This window comes from Streptomyces sp. (assembly GCF_035644915.1).
Taxonomy (GTDB): domain Bacteria; phylum Actinomycetota; class Actinomycetes; order Streptomycetales; family Streptomycetaceae; genus Streptomyces.
Genome location: NZ_DASQNP010000203.1, coordinates 42,841 through 62,776 on the forward strand (window position 1 = coordinate 42,841; position 19,936 = coordinate 62,776).

Below are 19,936 nucleotides of genomic sequence, written 5' to 3' on the forward strand. Positions count from 1 at the left end.
GCACGAGCGGAAACGGCAACGGCCATCGGGGGAGAGCGCTGATGAGCGAGCACACGGAAGACGGAGTCAAGGTGGGCACGGGCACGAGCACGGGCAGGGCAGACGAGGCCAAAGGTGCCACGGGTGCCAAGGGCGCCACGGGCACGGAGGGCGCCGCCGCCATCCCCGAGCTGGTGATCATCTCCGGCATGTCCGGCGCGGGCCGCAGCACCGCCGCCAAGTGCCTGGAGGACCTCGGCTGGTTCGTGGTGGACAACCTGCCGCCCGCCCTGATCCCGACCATGGTCGACCTGGGCGCCCGCTCGCAGGGCAACGTCGCCCGGATCGCCGTCGTCGTCGACGTCCGCGGGCGCCGCTTCTTCGACAACCTGCGGGAGTCCCTCGCCGACCTGGACGCCAAGCACGTCACCCGCCGGATCGTCTTCCTGGAGGCGTCCGACGAGGCGCTGGTGCGCCGCTTCGAGTCGGTGCGCCGCCCGCACCCCCTCCAGGGCGACGGGCGGATCGTGGACGGCATCGCCGCCGAGCGGGACCTGCTGCGCGAACTGCGCGGCGACGCCGACCTGGTCATCGACACCTCCGGCCTCAACGTCCACGAGCTGCGCGCCAAGCTCGACGCCCAGTTCGCCGGGGAGGAGGAGCCCGAACTGCGGGCGACCGTGATGTCCTTCGGCTACAAGTACGGCCTCCCCGTCGACGCCGACCTCGTCGTCGACTGCCGCTTCCTGCCCAACCCGCACTGGGTGCCCGGGCTGCGGCCGTACACCGGCCTCAACGACGAGGTCGCGCAGTACGTCTTCAACCAGCCCGGCGCCAAGGAGTTCCTGGACCGCTACGCGGAGCTGCTCCAGCTCATCGCCGCCGGCTACCGCCGCGAGGGCAAGCGGTACATGACCATCGCGGTGGGCTGCACCGGAGGCAAGCACCGCAGCGTCGCGATGTCCGAGAGGCTGGCCCGCCGCCTGGCCGCCGAGGGCGTCGAGACGGTCGTCGTCCACCGGGACATGGGACGCGAGTGACGATCCGCACCCGGAGACTGAGGCGCCTGGTCACCACCCGCAGGGCCCGCGGCGGAACCCCGAAGGTGGTGGCCCTCGGCGGCGGCAGAGGGCTGTCCGCCTCGCTGGCCGCGCTGCGCCGGATCACCCGCGACCTGACCGCCGTGGTCACCGTCGCCGACGACGGCGGCTCCAGCGGACGGCTCCGCGACGAGCTGGGCGTGCTGCCCCCCGGAGACCTCCGCAAGGCCCTGGCCGCGCTGTGCGGCGACGACGAGTGGGGCCAGACCTGGGCCCGGGTCATCCAGCACCGCTTCGTCAGCAAGGGCGAACTGCACGAGCACGCGGTGGGGAACCTCCTCATCGTCGCCCTGTGGGAGCAGCTCGGCGACCACGTGAAGGCCCTGGACCTGGTCGGCCGCCTGCTGGGCGCGCACGGCCGCGTGCTGCCGATGTCCGCCGTCCCGCTGGAGCTGCGGGCCCTGGTGCGCGGCCACGACCCGGCCCGGCCGGACGAGGTCACCACCGTGCGCGGACAGGCCACCGTCGCCCTCACCCCCGGCGAGGTGCAGCAGGTGCACCTGGTCCCGCACGACCCGCCCGCCGTCCCCGAGGCGGTCGAGGCGGTCCTCGACGCGGACTGGGTGGTGCTCGGTCCGGGCTCCTGGTTCTCCTCGGTGATCCCGCACCTGCTGGTGCCCGATCTGCTCCAGGCGCTCACCGAGACCAGGGCGCGCCGGGTGCTGTCGCTCAACCTCGCGCCGCAGCCGGGAGAGACCGACGGCTTCTCCCCGCAGCGTCATTTGGAGGTTTTGGTCAGACACGCACCTAAACTCACCTTCGACGTGGTGCTGGCCGACCGGGCCGCCGTGCCCGACGAGGAGGGCCTCCGTGACGCCGCCCGGCGGCTCGGCGGCACGGTCGAGCTGGCGCCGGTGGCCGCGGTCGGCGGGGGAGCGTCCCCCGGCTCCGGGGGGAACGCGCCCCGGCACGACCCGGAGCTGCTGGCCGCCGCGTACGACCGTATTTTTCGAATGCATGGAAGGATCGGCCCATGGCGATGACGGCTGCGGTGAAGGACGAGATCTCCCGACTCCCCGTCACCCGGACCTGCTGCCGGAAGTCGGAGGTCTCGTCGGTCCTGCGGTTCGCGGGTGGTCTGCACCTGGTGAGCGGCCGCATCGTGATCGAGGCCGAGCTGGACACCGGCATCGCCGCCCGCAGACTCCGCAAGGACATCCTGGAGATCTTCGGGCACAACTCCGACCTGGTGGTGATGGCCCCGAGCGGACTGCGCCGCGGCAGCCGCTACGTCGTACGGGTGGTGGCGGGCGGCGACCAGCTCGCCCGGCAGACCGGACTGGTCGACGGCCGCGGCCGTCCCGTGCGCGGACTGCCGCCGCAGGTGGTCTCCGGGGCCACCTGCGACGCCGAGGCCGCCTGGCGCGGCGCCTTCCTGGCGCACGGCTCGCTCACCGAGCCCGGCCGCTCCTCCTCCCTGGAGATCACCTGCCCCGGCCCCGAGGCCGCCCTCGCCCTCGTCGGCGCCGCCCGGCGGCTGCAGATCACCGCCAAGGCCCGCGAGGTGCGGGGCGTGGACCGCGTCGTCGTCCGCGACGGCGACGCCATCGGCGCGCTGCTCACCCGGCTGGGCGCCCACGAGTCCGTACTGGCCTGGGAGGAGCGGCGGATGCGCCGCGAGGTGCGGGCCACCGCCAACCGCCTGGCCAACTTCGACGACGCCAACCTGCGCCGCTCGGCGCGCGCCGCCGTGGCGGCGGGCGCCCGGGTGCAGCGCGCCCTGGAGATCCTGGGCGACGACGTGCCCGAGCACCTGGCCGCCGCCGGACGGCTGCGGATGGAGCACAAGCAGGCGTCCCTGGAGGAGCTGGGCGCCCTCGCCGACCCGCCGCTGACCAAGGACGCCGTCGCGGGCCGCATCCGGCGGCTGCTCGCCATGGCCGACAAGCGCGCCGCCGATCTGGGGATCCCCGGCACCGAGTCCAACCTGACGGAGGAGATGGTCGGCTGACCGGCCGCCGCGTCCGCCGCACCGGTCCGTACCGCCCCTCGTGTCCCCCGCTCACCACCGTTCCCTCGCTCTTCCGCCGGCCCCCGCCGGGCACCCTCCCGGGCCGCCGCCGCACCGCGCCGGGAGGGTGGCCGATGTCACTCCCGGGCCATGAGCGCGGTAGGGTCGGAAGTGGTCGGGGACATCCCAAACAGCACACGTCGGTGTCCGCACCGGCGTACCTAACGAGGAGATCGGTTCGTGACGATCCGCGTAGGCATCAACGGCTTTGGCCGCATCGGTCGCAACTACTTCCGCGCTCTTCTGGAGCAGGGGGCGGACGTCGAGATCGTCGGTGTCAACGACCTGACCGACAACGCCACCCTGGCGCACCTGCTGAAGTACGACAGCATCCTGGGCCGCCTCAGGCAGGAGATCAGCCACACCGCCGACACCATCACGGTGGGCGGCAAGACCTTCAGGACGATGGCCGAGCGCGACCCGGCCGCCCTGCCCTGGGGTGAGCTGGGTGCCGACATCGTCATCGAGTCCACCGGCATCTTCACCAAGCGCGAGGACGCCGCCAAGCACCTGGCGGCCGGCGCGAAGAAGGTCCTGATCTCGGCCCCGGCCAAGAACGAGGACGTCACCGTCGTCATGGGCGTCAACAACGACGCCTACGACCCGGAGAAGCACCACGTCATCTCCAACGCCTCCTGCACCACCAACTGCGTGGCGCCGATGGCGAAGGTCATGGACGAGAACTTCGGCATCGTCAAGGGGATGATGACGACCGTCCACGCGTACACCAACGACCAGCGCATCCTGGACTTCCCGCACAAGGACCTGCGCCGCGCCCGCGCCGCCGCCGAGAACATCATCCCGACCTCGACCGGTGCCGCCAAGGCCACCGCCCTCGTCCTGCCGCAGCTCAAGGGCAAGCTGGACGGCATCGCCATGCGCGTCCCCGTCCCGACCGGCTCGGTCACCGACCTCGTGCTGGAGCTCGACCGCGAGGTCACCAAGGACGAGGTCAACAACGCCTTCCAGAAGGCCGCCGAGGGTCAGTTGAAGGGCATCCTGGAGTACACCGAGGACCCGATCGTCTCCTCGGACATCGTCAACTGGCCCGCCTCGTGCACCTTCGACTCCTCCCTGACCATGGTTCAGGGCAAGCAGGTCAAGATTGTCGGCTGGTACGACAACGAATGGGGCTACTCCAACCGCCTCGTGGACCTGACCGTCTACGTCGGTGAGCGGCTCTGACCGCTGTCCGCCGCCGTCCGGCCGATGACTTCGAGGACACGGGACTTGTGAGGGGAGAGGGCTCGCAGAGCGCGGTGCCGCGCCCTGCGGGCCCTCTCCCATGACCCCGGCGACCCCAGCGCTCTCACGGACCACCTCACGGAACCACCCCACGGAACCACCACGGAGCCGTACATGAAGACGATCGACGACCTCGACGTGTCGGGCAGGCGGGTCTTCGTCCGCGCCGACCTGAACGTGCCGCTCGACGGTGAGACGATCACCGACGACGGCCGCATCCGCGCCGCCCTCCCGACGATCACCAAGCTGGCCGAGGCCGGCGCCAGGGTGATCGTCGCCTCCCACCTGGGCCGTCCCAAGGGCGCCCCCGACCAGGCGTTCTCTCTCGCCCCCGTCGCGAAGCGGCTGGGCGAACTCCTCGGCGCCGACGTGGCGTTCGCGACCGACACCGTCGGCGACTCCGCCCGCTCCACCGTCGCCGCCCTCGGCGAGGGCCGGGTCGCGGTGCTGGAGAACCTCCGCTTCAACCCCGGTGAGACCAGCAAGGACGACGCCGAGCGCGGCGCCTTCGCCGGTGAACTCGCCGCCCTCGCCGACCTGTACGTCGGCGACGGCTTCGGGGCCGTGCACCGCAAGCACGCCTCCGTCTACGACCTCCCGGCCCGGCTGCCGCACGCCGCCGGCGACCTCATCGCCACCGAGGTCGGCGTCCTGCGCAAGCTCACCGAGGACGTCAGGCGGCCGTACGCCGTGGTGCTGGGCGGCGCCAAGGTCTCCGACAAGCTCGGCGTCATCGAGCACCTGCTGGAGCGCGCCGACCGCATCCTCGTCGGCGGCGGCATGGCGTACACCTTCCTGAAGGCCCAGGGGCACGAGATCGGCGCCTCGCTGCTCCAGGAGGACCAGATCCCGGCCGTCCAGGGCTACCTCAAGCGCGCCCAGGAACGCGGCGTGGAGTTCGTCCTGCCCGTGGACGTGGTGGCCGCCGCCGCGTTCCCGGACCTGAAGACCAAGGCCCCGACCGAGCACACCACCGTCGCCGCGGACGCCATCCCGGCCGACCTGATGGGCCTGGACATCGGCCCGCGCAGCCGCGAGCTGTACGCCTCGAAGCTCGCCGACGCCGCCACCGTCTTCTGGAACGGCCCGATGGGCGTCTTCGAGCACCCGGACTACGCCGGCGGCACCCGCGCCGTCGCCCAGGCGCTGATCGACAGCCCGGCCTTCACCGTCGTCGGCGGCGGCGACTCCGCCGCGGCCGTCCGCACCCTGGGCTTCGACGAGAACGCCTTCGGACACATCTCGACCGGCGGCGGCGCCAGCCTCGAGTACCTCGAGGGCAAGACGCTGCCCGGCCTCGCCGCACTGGAGGACTGACCCCATGGCACACCGCACCCCGCTGATGGCGGGCAACTGGAAGATGAACCTCAACCACCTGGAGGCCATCGCCCACGTCCAGAAGCTCGCCTTCGCCCTGAACGACAAGGACTACGACGCCGTCGAGGTCGCCGTCCTGCCGCCCTTCACCGACCTGCGCTCGGTGCAGACCCTGGTCGACGGCGACAAGCTGAAGATCCGGTACGGCGCCCAGGACCTGTCGGCGCACGACTCCGGCGCCTACACCGGCGAGGTCTCCGGCGCCATGCTCGCCAAGCTGAACTGCACCTACGTGGTGATCGGCCACTCCGAGCGGCGCCAGTACCACAACGAGACCGACGAGCTGTGCAACGCCAAGGTCAAGGCCGCCCACCAGCACGGCCTGACCCCGATCCTGTGCGTCGGCGAGGGCCTGGACGTCCGCAAGGCGGGCAACCAGGTCGCGCACACGCTCGCGCAGGTGGACGGCGCGCTCAAGGACGTCCCGGCCGAGCGGGCGGCGGGCCTCGTGATCGCCTACGAGCCGGTGTGGGCCATCGGCACCGGCGAGGTCGCCACCCCCGAGGACGCCCAGGAGGTGTGCGGCGCGATCCGCGGCCGGCTGGCCGAGCTGTACGACCGGGAGACGGCCGACGCGGTCCGCATCCAGTACGGCGGCTCGGTGAAGTCCGGGAACGTCGCCGCGATCATGGCCCAGCCGGACGTGGACGGCGCCCTGGTCGGCGGGGCCTCGCTGGACGTGGACGAGTTCGTGAAGATCATCCGGTTCCGCGACCAGTGAGCGACCGGTAAGGCGCTCGGCGACGAGTGACGGCGGGCCGCGCGCGTCGTACCCTGTCGGGGCCGGGAGCGAGCACACCGGGCGTCTCCCGGCCCCGTACCCTGCAAGTCCCGAGAATTTTCCACAGTCATCCGTCCGAGAGAGTTGGTCCAGCCGTGATCATGGGGTTCTCCATCGCCCTCATCGTCTTCAGCCTGCTGCTGATGCTGCTCGTGCTGATGCACAAGGGAAAGGGCGGCGGCCTCTCCGACATGTTCGGCGGCGGCATGCAGTCCACCGTCGGCGGCTCCTCGGTCGCCGAGCGGAACCTCGACCGCATCACGGTCGTGGTCGGCCTGATCTGGTTCGCCATCATCGTCGCGCTGGGCATCCTGATGAAGCTCGACGCCTGACGCCCGCCGGTGTTCCCGGCCTATCATGAGGCTCGCGTCCACGGACCCGGGGGGCGGTAACTCCGGTCCACAGACGCGTGTTGGGCCCTTACGTACACTGGGCACCCGCAGCGGAGCCGCCTCATCGACGCTCCGCGGCACCATGAGGCAGGGAGTTACGACCGTGGCAAGTGGCAACGCGATCCGGGGAAGCCGGGTCGGAGCGGGGCCGATGGGGGAGGCCGAGCGAGGCGAGTCCGCGCCGCGCCTGCGCATCTCCTTCTGGTGCTCGAACGGGCATGAGACCCAGCCCAGCTTCGCCAGTGACGCGCAGATCCCGGACACCTGGGACTGTCCGCGCTGTGGTTTCCCGGCAGGCAAGGACCGGGACAACCCGCCGGACCCGCCGCGCACCGAGCCGTACAAGACGCACCTGGCGTACGTGCGCGAGCGGCGCAGCGACGCCGACGGCGAGGCGATCCTCGCCGAGGCGCTGGCCAAGCTCCGCGGGGAGATCTGACCGGCCCGGGCCGGCGCACGACGGCGAAGACGGCGGCTCGGCCGCGCGCCCCGACGGGGCGCGCGGCCGAGCCGCCGTTCCATTAGGTTGGAACGCGGCGGGTCCGTCACGAGGGAATCACGAGAGAAGTGGACTGAATTCGCTGATGAACGCTGAAGGCCGAGGCAGGCTCGACCGCATGCCGCAGTGGCAGGCGCTGGCCAGGCACCGCGAGGAGCTCGGGGAGGTGCACCTGCGCGAGCTGTTCGCGGACGACCCGCGGCGCGGCGAGCGGTACGGCGTCCGGGTGGGGGACCTGTACCTGGACTACTCCAAGCACCTGGTCACGGACGAGACCCTGCGACTGCTGCGCGAACTGGCCGAGGCCGCCGACGTCGCCGGGCTGCGGGACGCCATGTTCCGCGGCGAGAAGATCAACATCACCGAGAACCGGGCCGTGCTGCACACCGCCCTGCGGGCCCCGCGCGACGCGGTGATCGAGGTCGACGGGGAGAACGTCGTCCCCGCGGTGCACGCCGTGCTGGATCGGATGTCCGACTTCGCCGGGCGGGTGCGCGCCGGGGAGTGGACCGGCCACACCGGCCGCCGCATCACGACGGTCGTCAACATCGGCATCGGCGGCTCCGACCTGGGGCCCGCGATGGCGTACGAGGCGCTGCGCGCCTACACCGACCGGGAGATCGACGTCCGGTTCGTCTCCAACGTGGACGGCGCCGACCTGTACGAGGCCCTGCGGGACCTGGACCCGGCCGAGACGCTGTTCGTCGTCGCCTCCAAGACCTTCACCACGATCGAGACCATCACCAACGCCACCTCGGCCAAGGACTGGCTGCTGAAGGGCCTGAACGCCGGCGAGGAGGCGGTGGCCCGGCACTTCGTGGCGCTGTCGACCAACGCGGCCGCGGTCGCGAAGTTCGGCATCGACACGGCCAACATGTTCGAGTTCTGGGACTGGGTCGGCGGACGCTACTCCTACGACTCGGCCATCGGCCTGTCGCTGATGATCGCCATCGGCCCGGACCGCTTCCGCGAGATGCTGGACGGCTTCCGCACCGTCGACGAGCACTTCCGCACCGCGCCGCCGGAGGAGAACGCCCCGCTGCTGCTGGGGCTGCTGGGCGTCTGGTACGGCTCCTTCTTCGACGCGCAGTCCCACGCGGTGCTGCCCTACAGCCACTACCTGTCGAAGTTCACCGCGTACCTGCAGCAGCTCGACATGGAGTCCAACGGCAAGTCGGTGGACCGGCAGGGCGAGCCGGTCGACTGGCAGACCGGCCCGGTGGTCTGGGGCACGCCCGGCACCAACGGCCAGCACGCGTACTACCAGCTCCTCCACCAGGGCACCAAGATGATCCCCGCGGACCTGATCGGCTTCGCCCGGCCCGTGGCCGCGCTACCGCCCGCGCTCGCGGCCCAGCACGACCTGCTGATGGCCAACCTCTTCGCCCAGGGCCAGGCCCTGGCCTTCGGCAAGACCGAGGAGGAGGTCCGCGCCGAGGGCGTGGCCGAGGAGCAGGTCCCGCACCGCACGTTCAGGGGCAACCACCCCACGACGACGATCCTGGCCTCCGAGCTGACCCCGTCGGTGCTGGGGCAGCTCGTCGCGCTGTACGAGCACAAGGTGTTCGTCCAGGGCGCGATCTGGAACATCGACTCCTTCGACCAGTGGGGCGTCGAGCTGGGCAAGGTCCTCGCCAAGCGCATCGAGCCCGCGCTGACCGAGGGCGCGGAGGTGGCCGGGCTGGACGCCTCCACGGCGGCCCTGGTGGCCCGCTACCGGGCCCTGCGGGGCCGCGCCTGACGGGGCGACAGCCGCCCGGAAAGCGGAAAGCGGCGGCCCGCTCCCCGACCGGGGAGCGGGCCGCCGCCGTACGGGCGGGTCGGCCGGGGCGCCGGGTCAGTCCCGCGCCGAGGCCGGCAGGCCGGCCGCCGCCGCCTCGTCGAGGATCCACAGGGTGCGCGAGCGGCCCCGGGCGCCCGCGGCGGGGGTCCGGAGCGGGTCCGTGGCCGCCAGCGCGGTGGCCGCCGCCTCCGCCTTGTCCTCGCCCGCCGCCAGCAGCCAGACCTCCCGGGCCGTCCGGAGGGCCGGGAGCGTGAGGGAGATCCGGGTCGGCGGCGGCTTGGGGGCGTTCCGGACGCCGACGACCGTGCGCCCGTCCTCCCGTACGGCCGGGTGGTCCGGGAAGAGCGAGGCCACGTGGGTGTCCGGCCCCAGCCCCAGCAGCAGGACGTCGAAGGGCGGCACCCGGTCGCCCGGGTGACCGCCCCGCTCCGCCGCCGCGGCGAGCTCCGCCGCGTACGCCCCGGCCGCCGCCTCCACGTCGTCCCCGTGCGGGCCGTCGGAGGCGGGCATCGGGTGGACGCGTGCCGGGTCCAGGGGGACGGCGTCCAGGAACGCCCGGCGGGCCTGGGTGTGGTTGCGGTCCGGGTCGCCGTCGGGCAGGAACCGCTCGTCGCCCCACCACAGGTCCACGCGGGACCAGTCCACGCCGTCCCGTGCCGGTGCCTGGGCCAGGGCCGCCAGCAGGGCGTTGCCGTTGCGGCCGCCGGTCAGGACGACGGAGGCCTCGCCGCGGGCGGTCTGCGCCTCCACCAGGGAGGTGATCAGGCGCGCCGCCGTGGCCCGGGCCATCCGCTCCGTGTCGGGGTGGACGACGACCTGCGGGGGAGCCGGTTCGGAAGCGGTCATCGGGCGGCCGTCCTTCCGGAGCGCTTCCCGGCCCCGGCCGTCTTCCTGGCCCTGGTCCCCTCGCCCTTCCCCTCGCCCGTTTCTTCGCCGGCCTCCGCGCCGCCGTCCCCGGTGCTCCCGGTCTCCCCGGCGTCCCCGCCGGCGGCGGAGTCCGCTCCCGCTCCCCGGCCGCTCAGCCGGTCGGTGCCGAAGCGGACCGCCCGCGCGTAGGTCTCGTCCGGGTCCAGCCGCCGCAGCTCCTCCGCGATCAGCTCGGCCGTGGAGCGCCGGTGGAGGGCCACGTTGCGGTCGGGCTGGTCGGGCACCGAGAGGCGGGCCAGCGAGCCGTCGCCGCGGTACAGGCAGATCTCGCCCTCGTCCGTCACCAGCCGTACGGCCGTGATGCCCGGGCCGTCGGAGATCACGCGGTCGACGGGGACGGCCAGGCGGTCGGCGAGCCAGAGCGCCAGCAGCTCGGTGCTGGGGTTGTACGCCTCGCCCTCGACCATCGCCCGCTCGACCCGGGCCTGCTTCTGGTCCAGGGCGGCGGCCAGCACGCTGCGCCAGAGGGTGACGCGGGTCCAGGCCAGGTCGGTGTCGCCGGGCGCGTACGTCCGGGCGCGCAGGCCGATCGCCGCCACCGGGTCCTCGGTCTCGGCCGCGTCGGTGATCCGGCGCTGGGCGAGCACGCCCAGCGGGTCCTTCGAAGGCTGCTCGGGCGCGTCGGCGGGCCACCAGACGACCACCGGCGCGTCCGGCAGCAGCAGGGGCAGGACGACGCTGTGGGCCTGGGAGGCCAGCTCGCCGTGGAGCCGCAGCAGGACCGTCTCCCCGGAACCGGTCTCGCCGCCCACCCGCACCTCGGCGTCGAGCCGGGCCGTGGCCCGGTCCCGGGGGGAGCGTCCCGGGCGCCGGATGACGACGAGGATCCGCGAGGGGTGCTCCTTGGACGCCTCGCTGGCGGCCTTCAGCGCGTCGTAGTGGCTGCCCTCGTCCGTGACGATGACGAGCGTGAGCACCATGCCGACGGCCGGGGTGCCCATCGCCCGCCGCGCCTGCACCAGGGCCGCGTTGATCTGGCCGGACGTGGTGTCCGTGAGGTCGATGTTCATGGCCGCCGCCAGCTCCGTCCGTCGCGTGCGAGCATCTCGTCGGCCGCCTGGGGCCCCCAGGTCCCGGCGGTGTACGGCTCGGGCCTGCCGTGCGTCTCCCAGTACTCCTCCACCGGGTCGAGGATCTCCCAGGACCGCTCGACCTCCTGGTGCCGGGGGAAGAGGTTGGCGTCGCCCAGCAGCACGTCCAGGATGAGCCGTTCGTACGCCTCGGGGCTGGACTCGGTGAAGGACTCGCCGTAGGCGAAGTCCATCGTCACGTCCCGGATCTCCATCGAGGTGCCGGGCACCTTGGAGCCGAACCGGATCGTCACGCCCTCGTCCGGCTGCACCCGGATGACCAGGGCGTTCTGGCCCAGCTCCCGGGTGTCGGTGGCGTCGAAGGGGGAGTAGGGCGCGCGCTGGAAGACCACCGCGATCTCGGTGACCCGGCGGCCCAGCCGCTTGCCCGTGCGCAGGTAGAAGGGGACGCCCGCCCAGCGGCGGTTGTCGATCTCCAGCTTGAGGGCGGCGTAGGTGTCGGTCCGGGAGTCCGGGTCGATGCCCTCCTCCTCCAGGTAGCCGGGCACCTTCCGGCCGCCCTGCCAGCCCGCCTGGTACTGCCCGCGCACGGTGTACCGGCCCAGGTCCTTCGGCAGCCGCACGGCGTTGAGCACTTTGAGCTTCTCGGTGACCAGCGCCTTGGCGTCGAAGGAGGAGGGCTCCTCCATCGCGGTCAGGGCCAGGAGCTGGAGCAGGTGGTTCTGGATGACGTCCCGCGCGGCGCCGATGCCGTCGTAGTAGCCCGCGCGGCCGCCGATGCCGATGTCCTCGGCCATCGTGATCTGCACGTGGTCGACGTAGCTGCGGTTCCACAGCGGCTCGAACATCGTGTTGGCGAAGCGCAGCGCCAGGATGTTCTGGACGGTCTCCTTGCCCAGGTAGTGGTCGATCCGGAAGACGTCGGACTGGCGGAAGACCTGGTGGACGAGCCGGTTGAGCTCCTGGGCGCTGGCCAGGTCGTGGCCGAAGGGCTTCTCGATGACCGCGCGGCGCCAGGAGCCCTCCGGGGCGTCGGACAGCCCGTGCTTCTTGAGCTGCTCCAGGACGGTGGGGAAGAACTTCGGGGGCACCGAGAGGTAGAAGGCGAAGTTGCCGCCCGTGCCGCGGGACTTGTCCAGCTCCTCGATGGTGGACCGCAGTTTGCGGAACGCCTCGTCGTCGTCGAAGACGCCCGGCACGAACCGCATGCCGTCGCTGAGCTGCCGCCAGACCTCCTCGCGGAAGGGGGTGCGGGCGTGCTCCTTGACGGCGTCGTGCACGACCTGGGAGAAGTCCTGGTCCTCCCAGTCGCGGCGGGCGAAGCCGACGAGGGAGAAACCCGGGGGCAGCAGGCCCCGGTTGGCGAGGTCGTAGACGGCCGGCATCAACTTTTTTCGCGACAAATCGCCCGTGACGCCGAAGATCACCAGGCCCGACGGCCCCGCGATGCGCGGGAGCCGTCGGTCCTGTGCGTCACGCAGCGGGTTGGCTGCGCTGCTCACCTGCGTTACGCCTCCTTCGGGGCGAGGCGCTTCAGCTCCGCCTCGGTGGAGGCCAGGAGGTCGTTCCAGGACTTCTCGAACTTCTCGACGCCCTCGGCCTCCAGCAGCTCGACGACCTCGTCGTAGTCGATGCCGAGCTTGGCGATCGCGTCGAGGTCGGCCCGGGCCTGCTCGTAGGTGCCGCGCACGGTGTCGCCGGTGATCTCGCCGTGGTCGGCGACGGCCCGCAAGGTGGCCTCCGGCATGGTGTTCACGGTGCCGGGGGCGACCAGCTCGGTGACGTAGAGGGTGTCGGGGTAGTTCGGGTCCTTGACGCCCGTGGAGGCCCACAGCGGGCGCTGCCGGTTGGCGCCGGCGGACTCCAGGGCCGTCCAGCGGTCGGAGGCGACGAACTCCTCGTACGCCTGGTACGCCAGCCGGGCGTTGGCCAGCGCCGCCTTGCCCTTCAGCGCCAGGGCCTCCTCGGTCCCCAGGGCGGTCAGCCGCTTGTCGACCTCGGTGTCCACCCGGGAGACGAAGAACGACGCCACGGAGTGGATCCCGGACAGCTCCAGGCCCTTCTCCCTGGCCTTCTCCAGGCCCTCCAGGTAGGCGTTCATCACCATCCGGTAGCGCTCGATGGAGAAGATCAGCGTGACGTTGACGCTGATGCCCGCGGCGATGGTCTCCGTGATCGCCGGGAGCCCGGCCCGGGTGGCGGGGATCTTGATGAAGGTGTTGGGGCGGTCCACCAGCCAGGCGAGCTGCTTGGCCTCGGCGACCGTCGGCTGCGTGGCGTGGGCCAGCCGCGGGTCCACCTCGATGGAGACCCGGCCGTCCAGACCCCCGGTGGCGTCGAAGACCGGGCGCAGCACGTCGGCCGCGTCCCGGACGTCGGCGGTGGTGATCATCCGGAGGGCCTCCTCGACCGTCACCCCGCGCGAGGCGAGGTCGGCGAGCTGCTGGTCGTAGCCGTGGCCTTCGGAGATGGCCTTCTGGAAGATCGACGGGTTGGTGGTCACACCCACGACGTGCTGCTCGTCGAGCAGTTCGGCGAGGTTGCCGGACGTGATGCGGTGGCGCGACAGGTCGTCCAGCCAGATGGCGACGCCTTCGTCGGTCAGGCGCTTGAGTGCGTCTGTCATGGGAAATGCATCTCCTACTTCGTTGCCTGTTGGCGTCAGCTCGCGGCGGCGTCGATTGATTCCCGGGCGGCGGCGACCACGGCCTCCGGGGTCAGGCCGAACTCGCGGAAGAGCACCTTGTAGTCGGCCGAGGCGCCGAAGTGCTCCAGGGAGACGACCCGGCCCGCGTCACCGACGTACCGGTACCAGGTCAGGCCGACACCGGCCTCGACGGCCACCCGCGCCCTCACCGACGGCGGCAGCACGCTCTCGCGGTACGTCCGGTCCTGCTCCTCGAACCACTCCAGGCACGGCATCGACACCACCCGGGTGGGCACGCCCTCGGCCTGGAGCGTCTCGCGGGCGGCGACGGCCAGCTGCACCTCCGAACCGGTGGCGATGAGGACGACCCGGGGCTCCCCGCCCTCGGCCTCCAGCAGCACGTACCCGCCGCGGGCGGCGTCCTCGTTCGGCTCGTAGGTCGGCACGTTCTGCCGCGTGAGGGCGATGCCGTGCGGGGCCGGGCGGTCGCCGTGGCGGCGCATGACCTCGCGCCAGGCGATGGCCGTCTCGTTGGCGTCGGCCGGGCGGACCACGTTCAGGCCCGGGATGGCGCGCAGCGCGGCCAGGTGCTCCACCGGCTGGTGGGTCGGGCCGTCCTCGCCCAGGCCGATGGAGTCGTGCGTCCACACGTAGGTGACCGGCAGCTTCATCAGCGCCGCCAGCCGCACCGCCGGGCGCATGTAGTCGGAGAACACCAGGAAGGTGCCGCCGTAGATCCGGGTGTTGCCGTGCAGCGCGATGCCGTTCATGGTCGAGCCCATGGCGTGCTCGCGGATGCCGAAGTGGATCGTGCGGCCGTACGGGTTCGCCTCCGGCAGCGGGTTGTCCGCCGGCAGGAAGGACGAGGAGGCGTCGATGGTGGTGTTGTTCGAGCCGGCCAGGTCCGCGGAGCCGCCCCACAGCTCGGGGATCACCCCGCCCAGCGCCTTGAGCACGGCACCGGACGCCTTGCGGGTCGCCACGTCCTTGCCCGACGGGAAGGTGGGCAGCGCCTCCTCCCAGCCCTCGGGCAGCTTCCCCGCGGCGATCCGGTCGAACTCGGCGGCGCGCCCGGGGTTGGCCTCGCGCCACTCGGCGAACCGCTTGTCCCACTCGGCGCGCGCCTCGCGGCCCCGGTCGGTGACCTTGCGGGCGTGCGCCAGGACCTCGTCGGCCACCTCGAAGTGCTTCTCGGGGTCGAAGCCCAGCACCCGCTTGGTGGCGGCGACCTCCTCGGCGCCGAGCGCGGAACCGTGCGCGGCCTCGGTGTTCTGCGCGTTCGGCGCGGGCCAGGCGATGATCGTGCGGGCGGCGATGATCGAGGGGCGCTCGGTCTCCTCCCGGGCCGCCTTCAGGGCCGCGTACAGGGCGTGCACGTCGAAGTCCCCGTTGGGGGCCTGCTCGATGCGCTGGACGTGCCAGCCGTACGCCTCGTACCGCGCCAGGACGTCCTCGCTCATCGCGGTCGCGGTGTCGCCCTCGATCGAGATGTGGTTGTCGTCGTACAGGGCGATGAGGTTGCCCAGCTTCTGGTGGCCGGCCAGCGAGGACGCCTCGGCCGAGACGCCCTCCTCCAGGTCGCCGTCGGAGACGATCGCCCAGATGGTGTGGTCGAACGGGGAGGTGCCCGGGGCGGCGTCCGGATCGAACAGGCCGCGCTCGTAGCGGGCGGCCATCGCCATGCCCACGGCGTTGGCGATGCCCTGGCCGAGCGGCCCGGTGGTGGTCTCGACGCCGACGGTGTGGCCGTACTCCGGGTGGCCGGGGGTCTTGCTGCCCCAGGTGCGGAAGGCCTTGAGGTCGTCCAGCTCCAGTCCGTAACCGGACAGGTAGAGCTGGATGTAGAGGGTCAGGCTGGTGTGGCCCGGGGAGAGGACGAACCGGTCCCGTCCCGTCCACTGCGGGTCCGACGGGTCGTGCCGCATCAGCTTCTGGAAGAGCAGGTAGGCGGCGGGCGCCAGGCTCATGGCCGTGCCGGGGTGGCCGTTGCCGACTTTCTGCACGGCGTCCATGGCCAGGACTCGGGCGGTGTCGACAGCCCGCTGATCCAGTTCGGTCCACTCGAGGTCTGTGGTGGTCGGCTTGGTGCTCACCCTGCCTCAGGGCTCCTCTCCACATGTCGAAGGCCGGTGTCGGTTGGGTCACACCGGGCGGTGTCGAGCGTACCCCCGCCACTGTCCCCCCATTTCGGTCGATCGGCCTTTGCGTGTTCCCCGGGGGAGGCGGCCGGGGAAGCGGCGGCCGAAACCCCCGGAACCGGGCGGGTGCTGGGCGTTTTCCGAGCAGGTGACGACCACGGAGCGCACCTGAGCGCGGAAGGCCCGCCGCGGTGCCGCACCGCCCCCGTGCCGCTCCCGGGCCGCCCCTCCCGCGCGGTGCGGGCCAACACGGGCCACCCCGGGGCGGAGCGGCGTATGGCCAGCGTCTACAGTGGCGTGGTACGTGCGAGTCGTCCCGGGCGCCTGCCCGGCCTCGCTTGTCCCATGCGGCGCGAGCCGCACATGTCGCATCGTGATCAGGGGTGTCCGTGACGGCCGTCGAATCCCGTCCCGCGGGTGGGGGTACCGCCCACGCCCGAAGGGCCGTGGGGGAGCTCGATCCGAGCCCAGCACACCGGCCGCTCGGGGCCCGTATCAAGGGCTTCGTGGCGCTGACCAAGCCGCGGATCATCGAGCTGCTGCTGATCACCACCATTCCGGTGATGTTCCTCGCCGCGCAGGGCGTCCCCGACCTGTGGCTGGTGCTGGCCACCTGCGTCGGCGGCTACCTGTCGGCGGGCGGTGCCAACGCGCTGAACATGTACCTCGACCGGGACATCGACGCGCTGATGCACCGCACCGAGCGGCGTCCGCTGGTGACCGGGATCGTCTCACCGGGTGAGGCCCTGGCCTTCGGCATCACCCTGGCCGTGGTCTCCACGGCGTGGTTCGGCCTGCTGGTCAACTGGCTCTCGGCCGCCCTGTCCCTGGGTGCCCTCCTGTTCTACGTCGTCGTCTACACGATGCTCCTCAAGCGGCGCACCTCCCAGAACATCGTCTGGGGCGGCATCGCGGGCTGCATGCCCGTCCTCATCGGCTGGTCCTCGGTGACCAACGAGGTGAGCTGGGCCGCCGTCGTCCTCTTCCTGGTGATCTTCTTCTGGACGCCGCCGCACTACTGGCCGCTGTCGATGAAGGTGCGGGAGGACTACGCGCGCGTCGGCGTCCCGATGCTCCCGGTCATCGCGAGCAACAAGGTCGTGGCCCGGCAGATCGTGATCTACAGCTGGGTGATGGTCGCCGTCTCGCTGGCCCTGTGGCCGCTGGGGTACGTCGGCTGGTTCTACCCGCTGGTCGCGGTCGCCGCGGGCGGCTGGTGGCTGAAGGAGGCGCACGCCCTCCAGTCCCGCGCCAAGGCCGGGGTCACCGGGCCGAAGCTCAAGGAGATGCGGCTGTTCCACTGGTCCATCACCTATGTGTCGCTGCTGTTCGTGGCGGTGGCGGTGGACCCGTTCCTGCGGTGACGGCGCCGCGGCGCTCCCGCGCCGCGGCGGTGGCATGACGGCGGTATGACGGTGGCGTGACGGCGGCGTGGCGCAGGCCACCCGGCACGGCGGTCGCCAGCCGATCTACCCATCGGTAGCATCTTGTGCATGGACAGCACGCAGCAGGCGGAAGAGACCAGGTCCGGCGCCCGGGCCGAGCGGTGGGCGGCCAGGCTCGCCAAGGAGATCACCGCGTTCGCCAAGGAGCGCGGCGGCAGCGCCGACGGCCAGATCGCGCACCTCGGCCGGCGCGGCGTGCGGATCGTCCTCGTCGGCGCCGACGGCGGCTGGGGCGACCTGGTGGCCCCCTCCAAGGAGATCGCCGAGCGGGCCGCCGAGAAGGCCGGGATCACCGTCCACGAGACCCTCGACGGCGACCTCGCCGCCCGCATCCGCACCGGCCCCTACGAGTGGGAGCGCATGGCCGGCATCCAGCTCGGCGGTCCGGAGAACCGCTGAGGCGGCGCCCCGGCACCGCGCCGACACCCGGCGGGCCCCCGGGCGTTGAACCGGGCATGGAGCCCCTCGTCGACCACCACGGCCGCGGAGTCCTCCACGGGGAGGTGGGGCTGGCGGGCTTCGAGGCGTGGCTGGCCGCCGCCACCGGCGGCGGGGGCGGCGCCCGCCCGCCCGGGGGAACGTCCTTCGACACCCGGCTCGGCCTGGCGGTGCGGCGCTGGTGCCCGCCGCTGCTGGGCCTGGAGGCGCACTGCGCACCCGTCCGCTACCTGGCCCGCCGCCGCGAGCTGGGCGCGTACGCCGCGGGGCGGGCGCTGCTGCGCGGCAGCGGCATCGGGACGTTCCTGGCCACCGACGGGCCCGCCGACCCCCCGAGCCCCGGCGGCCCGGACGGACCGGGCCCCGCCGGCCCCACCGGCGCCGACGAGCTGGCCGCCGTCGCCGACCGCTCCGCCGGCCAGGGCGTCCACCGGATCGTTCCCCTGGAGCAACTGGCCGCCCGGGTCGCGGACGCCTCCGGCACGGTCGCCGCGTTCGTCTCCGGCATCGCCGAGGCGCTGCACGCGGCCGCCCGCACCGCCGTCGCCTTCGTCTCCGACGGCGGCTTCCTGGAGGGCTCGCCGCCCGGCCCGGGCGAGGTGCGCCGCGCGGCCGGACGCCGGCTGCGCGACCGGGGGCGCCGCACCGAACCCGTACTCGTCCGCCACCTGCTGTGGGGCGCGCTGGCCACCGGCCGCCCGGTGCAACTGCGCTGCGCCGACCCCGGGCCGCTCACCGGCTTCCTGCGGGCCACCGCCGGGCTCGGCAGACCGGTGGTCCTGCTGCCGAGCCCCCCGCACCACCGCGCCGCGGCACGGCTGGCCGCGGCCTTCCCCCACGTCTACGCCGACGTCGGGCCGCGCCCGGCCGAGACCCTGGAGGAGGCGCCGTTCGGCAAGCTGCTGTTCTCCACCGGGGCCCGGGCGCTGCCGGAGCTGTACGTGGTGAGGGCGAGACTGTTCACCCGGGCGATGGACCGGCTGCTGTCGGCCTGGACGGAGGAGGGCGACTGCACCCGGCAGGACGCGCGGCGGATCGCCGCGCTGGTCGGCGGCGGGAACGCCCGCCGCGTCTACCGGCTGGACGAGGCGCCGGCCCCGGCCGGGGCGCTGCCCGCGGGCTGAGCCCCCACGGCGGGAGCGGAGTCCCCGGCGGGAGCGGCCGCGGGCGGCAGGCCGCGCTCGCGCAGCGACAGCAGCATCCGCAGGACGGCGATCCACACCAGGCAGGAGCCGAACAGGTGGAGCGCGACCAGCACCTCGGGCAGCTCGGTGAAGTACTGGACGTAGCCGATCGCCCCCTGCGCCAGCAGCACCAGCAGCAGCTCCCGGGCACGGGCCAGCGGGCCCCGGGGGGCGTCCACGGCGCGCAGCGCCAGCCACAGCAGCACCGTCAGCCCCACCACGGCCCAGGCGAGCAGGGCGTGCGCCCGGGCGGTCAGCTCCCAGTCCACGCCCATCCGCGGCACGTCGCTGCTGTCGCCCGCGTGGGGGCCCGCGCCGGTCACCATGGTGCCGACGACGATCAGCGCCGCGGCCACGGCCGTCAGCACCCCCGCGAGCTGCCTGATCCGCAGCCCCGCCAGCGGGCGCGGCCCCTCGTCGCCCTCGCGCGAGCGCAGCCAGGTCACCGTGGCGACCGTGAGCAGCACGGTGGCGAGCAGGAAGTGCGCGGCGACGGTGTACGGGTTCAGCTCCATCAGGACGGTCACGCCGCCCATCAGGCCGTTGGCCACGACCACCCAGAACTGCGTCCAGGCCAGCCGCGACAGCCCCCGGCGGCGCGGCTCGGCGGAGCGCGCCGCGACGATCGCCCAGCCGACGGCGGCGCACAGCACGTACGTCAGCAGGCGGTTGCCGAACTCGATGGCGCCGTGGAGGCCCATCTCGGGCGTGGCGACCAGGCTGTCACTGCTGCACTTGGGCCAGGTCTCGCAGCCCAGCCCCGAGCCGGTCAGCCGCACCACCCCGCCGGTGACCACGATGACCACGCTCATGACGAGCGCGGCCAGGGTGGCGCGCTCCAGGATGCGCTGGGCGGGGGTCCAGCGCTCGGCGATGTACGCGACGGGGTTCCGCGCGAATGTGAGCAGATTGGGCACGGACCCATCGTAGGCGTGCGCTTGTGCGACGTTTCACGAGGG

At 72.8% G+C, this 19,936-nt stretch carries 18 protein-coding genes; 12 read left to right on the plus strand and 6 right to left on the minus strand.

What is annotated here, in order from left to right; translation table 11 throughout:
- Nucleotides 1-41 precede the first annotated feature (41 nt).
- The 9 genes from rapZ (at nt 42) to pgi (ending at nt 9,125) form a co-directional block, all read left to right on the plus strand.
- A complete protein-coding gene (rapZ, locus tag VE546_RS22240) occupies nt 42-1,019 on the plus strand; it encodes an RNase adapter RapZ (RefSeq protein WP_324925113.1) in 978 nt (325 codons plus the stop codon).
- On the plus strand, nt 1,016-2,062 hold the full coding sequence (locus VE546_RS22245) for a gluconeogenesis factor YvcK family protein (protein WP_414720548.1): 1,047 nt from the start codon (nt 1,016-1,018) through the stop codon (nt 2,060-2,062). The genes rapZ and VE546_RS22245 overlap by 4 nt, the downstream gene beginning before the upstream one ends.
- A complete protein-coding gene (gene whiA, locus VE546_RS22250; RefSeq protein WP_324925115.1) occupies nt 2,053-3,030 on the plus strand; it encodes a DNA-binding protein WhiA in 978 nt (325 codons plus the stop codon). The genes VE546_RS22245 and whiA overlap by 10 nt, the downstream gene beginning before the upstream one ends.
- Nucleotides 3,031-3,270: 240 nt before the next feature.
- Nucleotides 3,271-4,275, plus strand: coding sequence for a type I glyceraldehyde-3-phosphate dehydrogenase (gene gap / locus VE546_RS22255; protein ID WP_324925117.1), 1,005 nt, complete (start codon nt 3,271-3,273; stop codon nt 4,273-4,275).
- A gap of 174 nt (nt 4,276-4,449) precedes the next feature.
- Nucleotides 4,450-5,652: a phosphoglycerate kinase gene (locus VE546_RS22260; protein ID WP_324925119.1), complete on the plus strand. Its 1,203-nt coding sequence runs from the start codon at nt 4,450-4,452 to the stop codon at nt 5,650-5,652.
- A gap of 4 nt (nt 5,653-5,656) precedes the next feature.
- Complete coding sequence (gene tpiA / locus VE546_RS22265; protein ID WP_324925121.1) at nt 5,657-6,433, plus strand: triose-phosphate isomerase; 777 nt, start codon at nt 5,657-5,659, stop codon at nt 6,431-6,433.
- A 161-nt stretch (nt 6,434-6,594) separates the two neighbouring features.
- Nucleotides 6,595-6,825, plus strand: a complete 231-nt coding sequence (gene secG, locus VE546_RS22270; RefSeq protein WP_324925123.1) for a preprotein translocase subunit SecG — start codon at nt 6,595-6,597, stop codon at nt 6,823-6,825.
- Between the two features lie 163 nt (nt 6,826-6,988).
- The gene (locus VE546_RS22275; RefSeq protein ID WP_076971064.1) at nt 6,989-7,324 is read left to right on the plus strand and encodes an RNA polymerase-binding protein RbpA; all 336 of its coding nucleotides are present in this window, start codon (nt 6,989-6,991) and stop codon (nt 7,322-7,324) included.
- Between the two features lie 145 nt (nt 7,325-7,469).
- Nucleotides 7,470-9,125 (plus strand): glucose-6-phosphate isomerase, encoded by a 1,656-nt coding sequence (gene pgi, locus VE546_RS22280; RefSeq protein WP_324925127.1) that lies wholly within the window; start codon nt 7,470-7,472, stop codon nt 9,123-9,125.
- A 96-nt stretch (nt 9,126-9,221) separates the two neighbouring features.
- On the opposite strand, the gene pgl is transcribed toward pgi, so the two are convergent.
- Genes pgl through tkt form a run of 5 tightly spaced genes read right to left on the minus strand, consistent with a single transcriptional unit; the run spans nt 9,222 to nt 15,865 of the window.
- The gene (gene pgl / locus VE546_RS22285; protein WP_324925129.1) at nt 9,222-10,013 is read right to left on the minus strand and encodes a 6-phosphogluconolactonase; all 792 of its coding nucleotides are present in this window, start codon (nt 10,011-10,013) and stop codon (nt 9,222-9,224) included.
- On the minus strand, nt 10,010-11,104 hold the full coding sequence (gene opcA / locus VE546_RS22290; RefSeq protein WP_324925131.1) for a glucose-6-phosphate dehydrogenase assembly protein OpcA: 1,095 nt from the start codon (nt 11,102-11,104) through the stop codon (nt 10,010-10,012). The genes pgl and opcA overlap by 4 nt, the downstream gene beginning before the upstream one ends.
- Nucleotides 11,101-12,627, minus strand: a complete 1,527-nt coding sequence (gene zwf / locus VE546_RS22295) for a glucose-6-phosphate dehydrogenase (protein ID WP_324925133.1) — start codon at nt 12,625-12,627, stop codon at nt 11,101-11,103. The genes opcA and zwf overlap by 4 nt, the downstream gene beginning before the upstream one ends.
- Nucleotides 12,628-12,632: 5 nt before the next feature.
- A complete protein-coding gene (gene tal / locus VE546_RS22300; protein WP_324925135.1) occupies nt 12,633-13,751 on the minus strand; it encodes a transaldolase in 1,119 nt (372 codons plus the stop codon).
- Nucleotides 13,752-13,786: 35 nt separating this feature from the next.
- Nucleotides 13,787-15,865 (minus strand): transketolase, encoded by a 2,079-nt coding sequence (gene tkt / locus VE546_RS22305; RefSeq protein ID WP_324925136.1) that lies wholly within the window; start codon nt 15,863-15,865, stop codon nt 13,787-13,789.
- Nucleotides 15,866-16,299: 434 nt separating this feature from the next.
- On the opposite strand from tkt, the gene VE546_RS22310 reads away from it, so the two are divergent.
- From VE546_RS22310 to VE546_RS22320, 3 genes are all read left to right on the plus strand, one after another.
- Nucleotides 16,300-17,274: a heme o synthase gene (locus tag VE546_RS22310; protein ID WP_414720549.1), complete on the plus strand. Its 975-nt coding sequence runs from the start codon at nt 16,300-16,302 to the stop codon at nt 17,272-17,274.
- 129 nt (nt 17,275-17,403) lie between these two features.
- Nucleotides 17,404-17,754, plus strand: a complete 351-nt coding sequence (locus VE546_RS22315) for a hypothetical protein (protein ID WP_324925140.1) — start codon at nt 17,404-17,406, stop codon at nt 17,752-17,754.
- A gap of 56 nt (nt 17,755-17,810) precedes the next feature.
- Complete coding sequence (locus VE546_RS22320) at nt 17,811-18,917, plus strand: amidohydrolase (protein ID WP_324925142.1); 1,107 nt, start codon at nt 17,811-17,813, stop codon at nt 18,915-18,917.
- On the opposite strand, the gene VE546_RS22325 is transcribed toward VE546_RS22320, so the two are convergent.
- On the minus strand, nt 18,866-19,894 hold the full coding sequence (locus tag VE546_RS22325) for a COX15/CtaA family protein (RefSeq protein WP_324925144.1): 1,029 nt from the start codon (nt 19,892-19,894) through the stop codon (nt 18,866-18,868). The two genes, VE546_RS22320 and VE546_RS22325, sit on opposite strands and share 52 nt — an antisense overlap.
- Nucleotides 19,895-19,936: the final 42 nt, after the last annotated feature.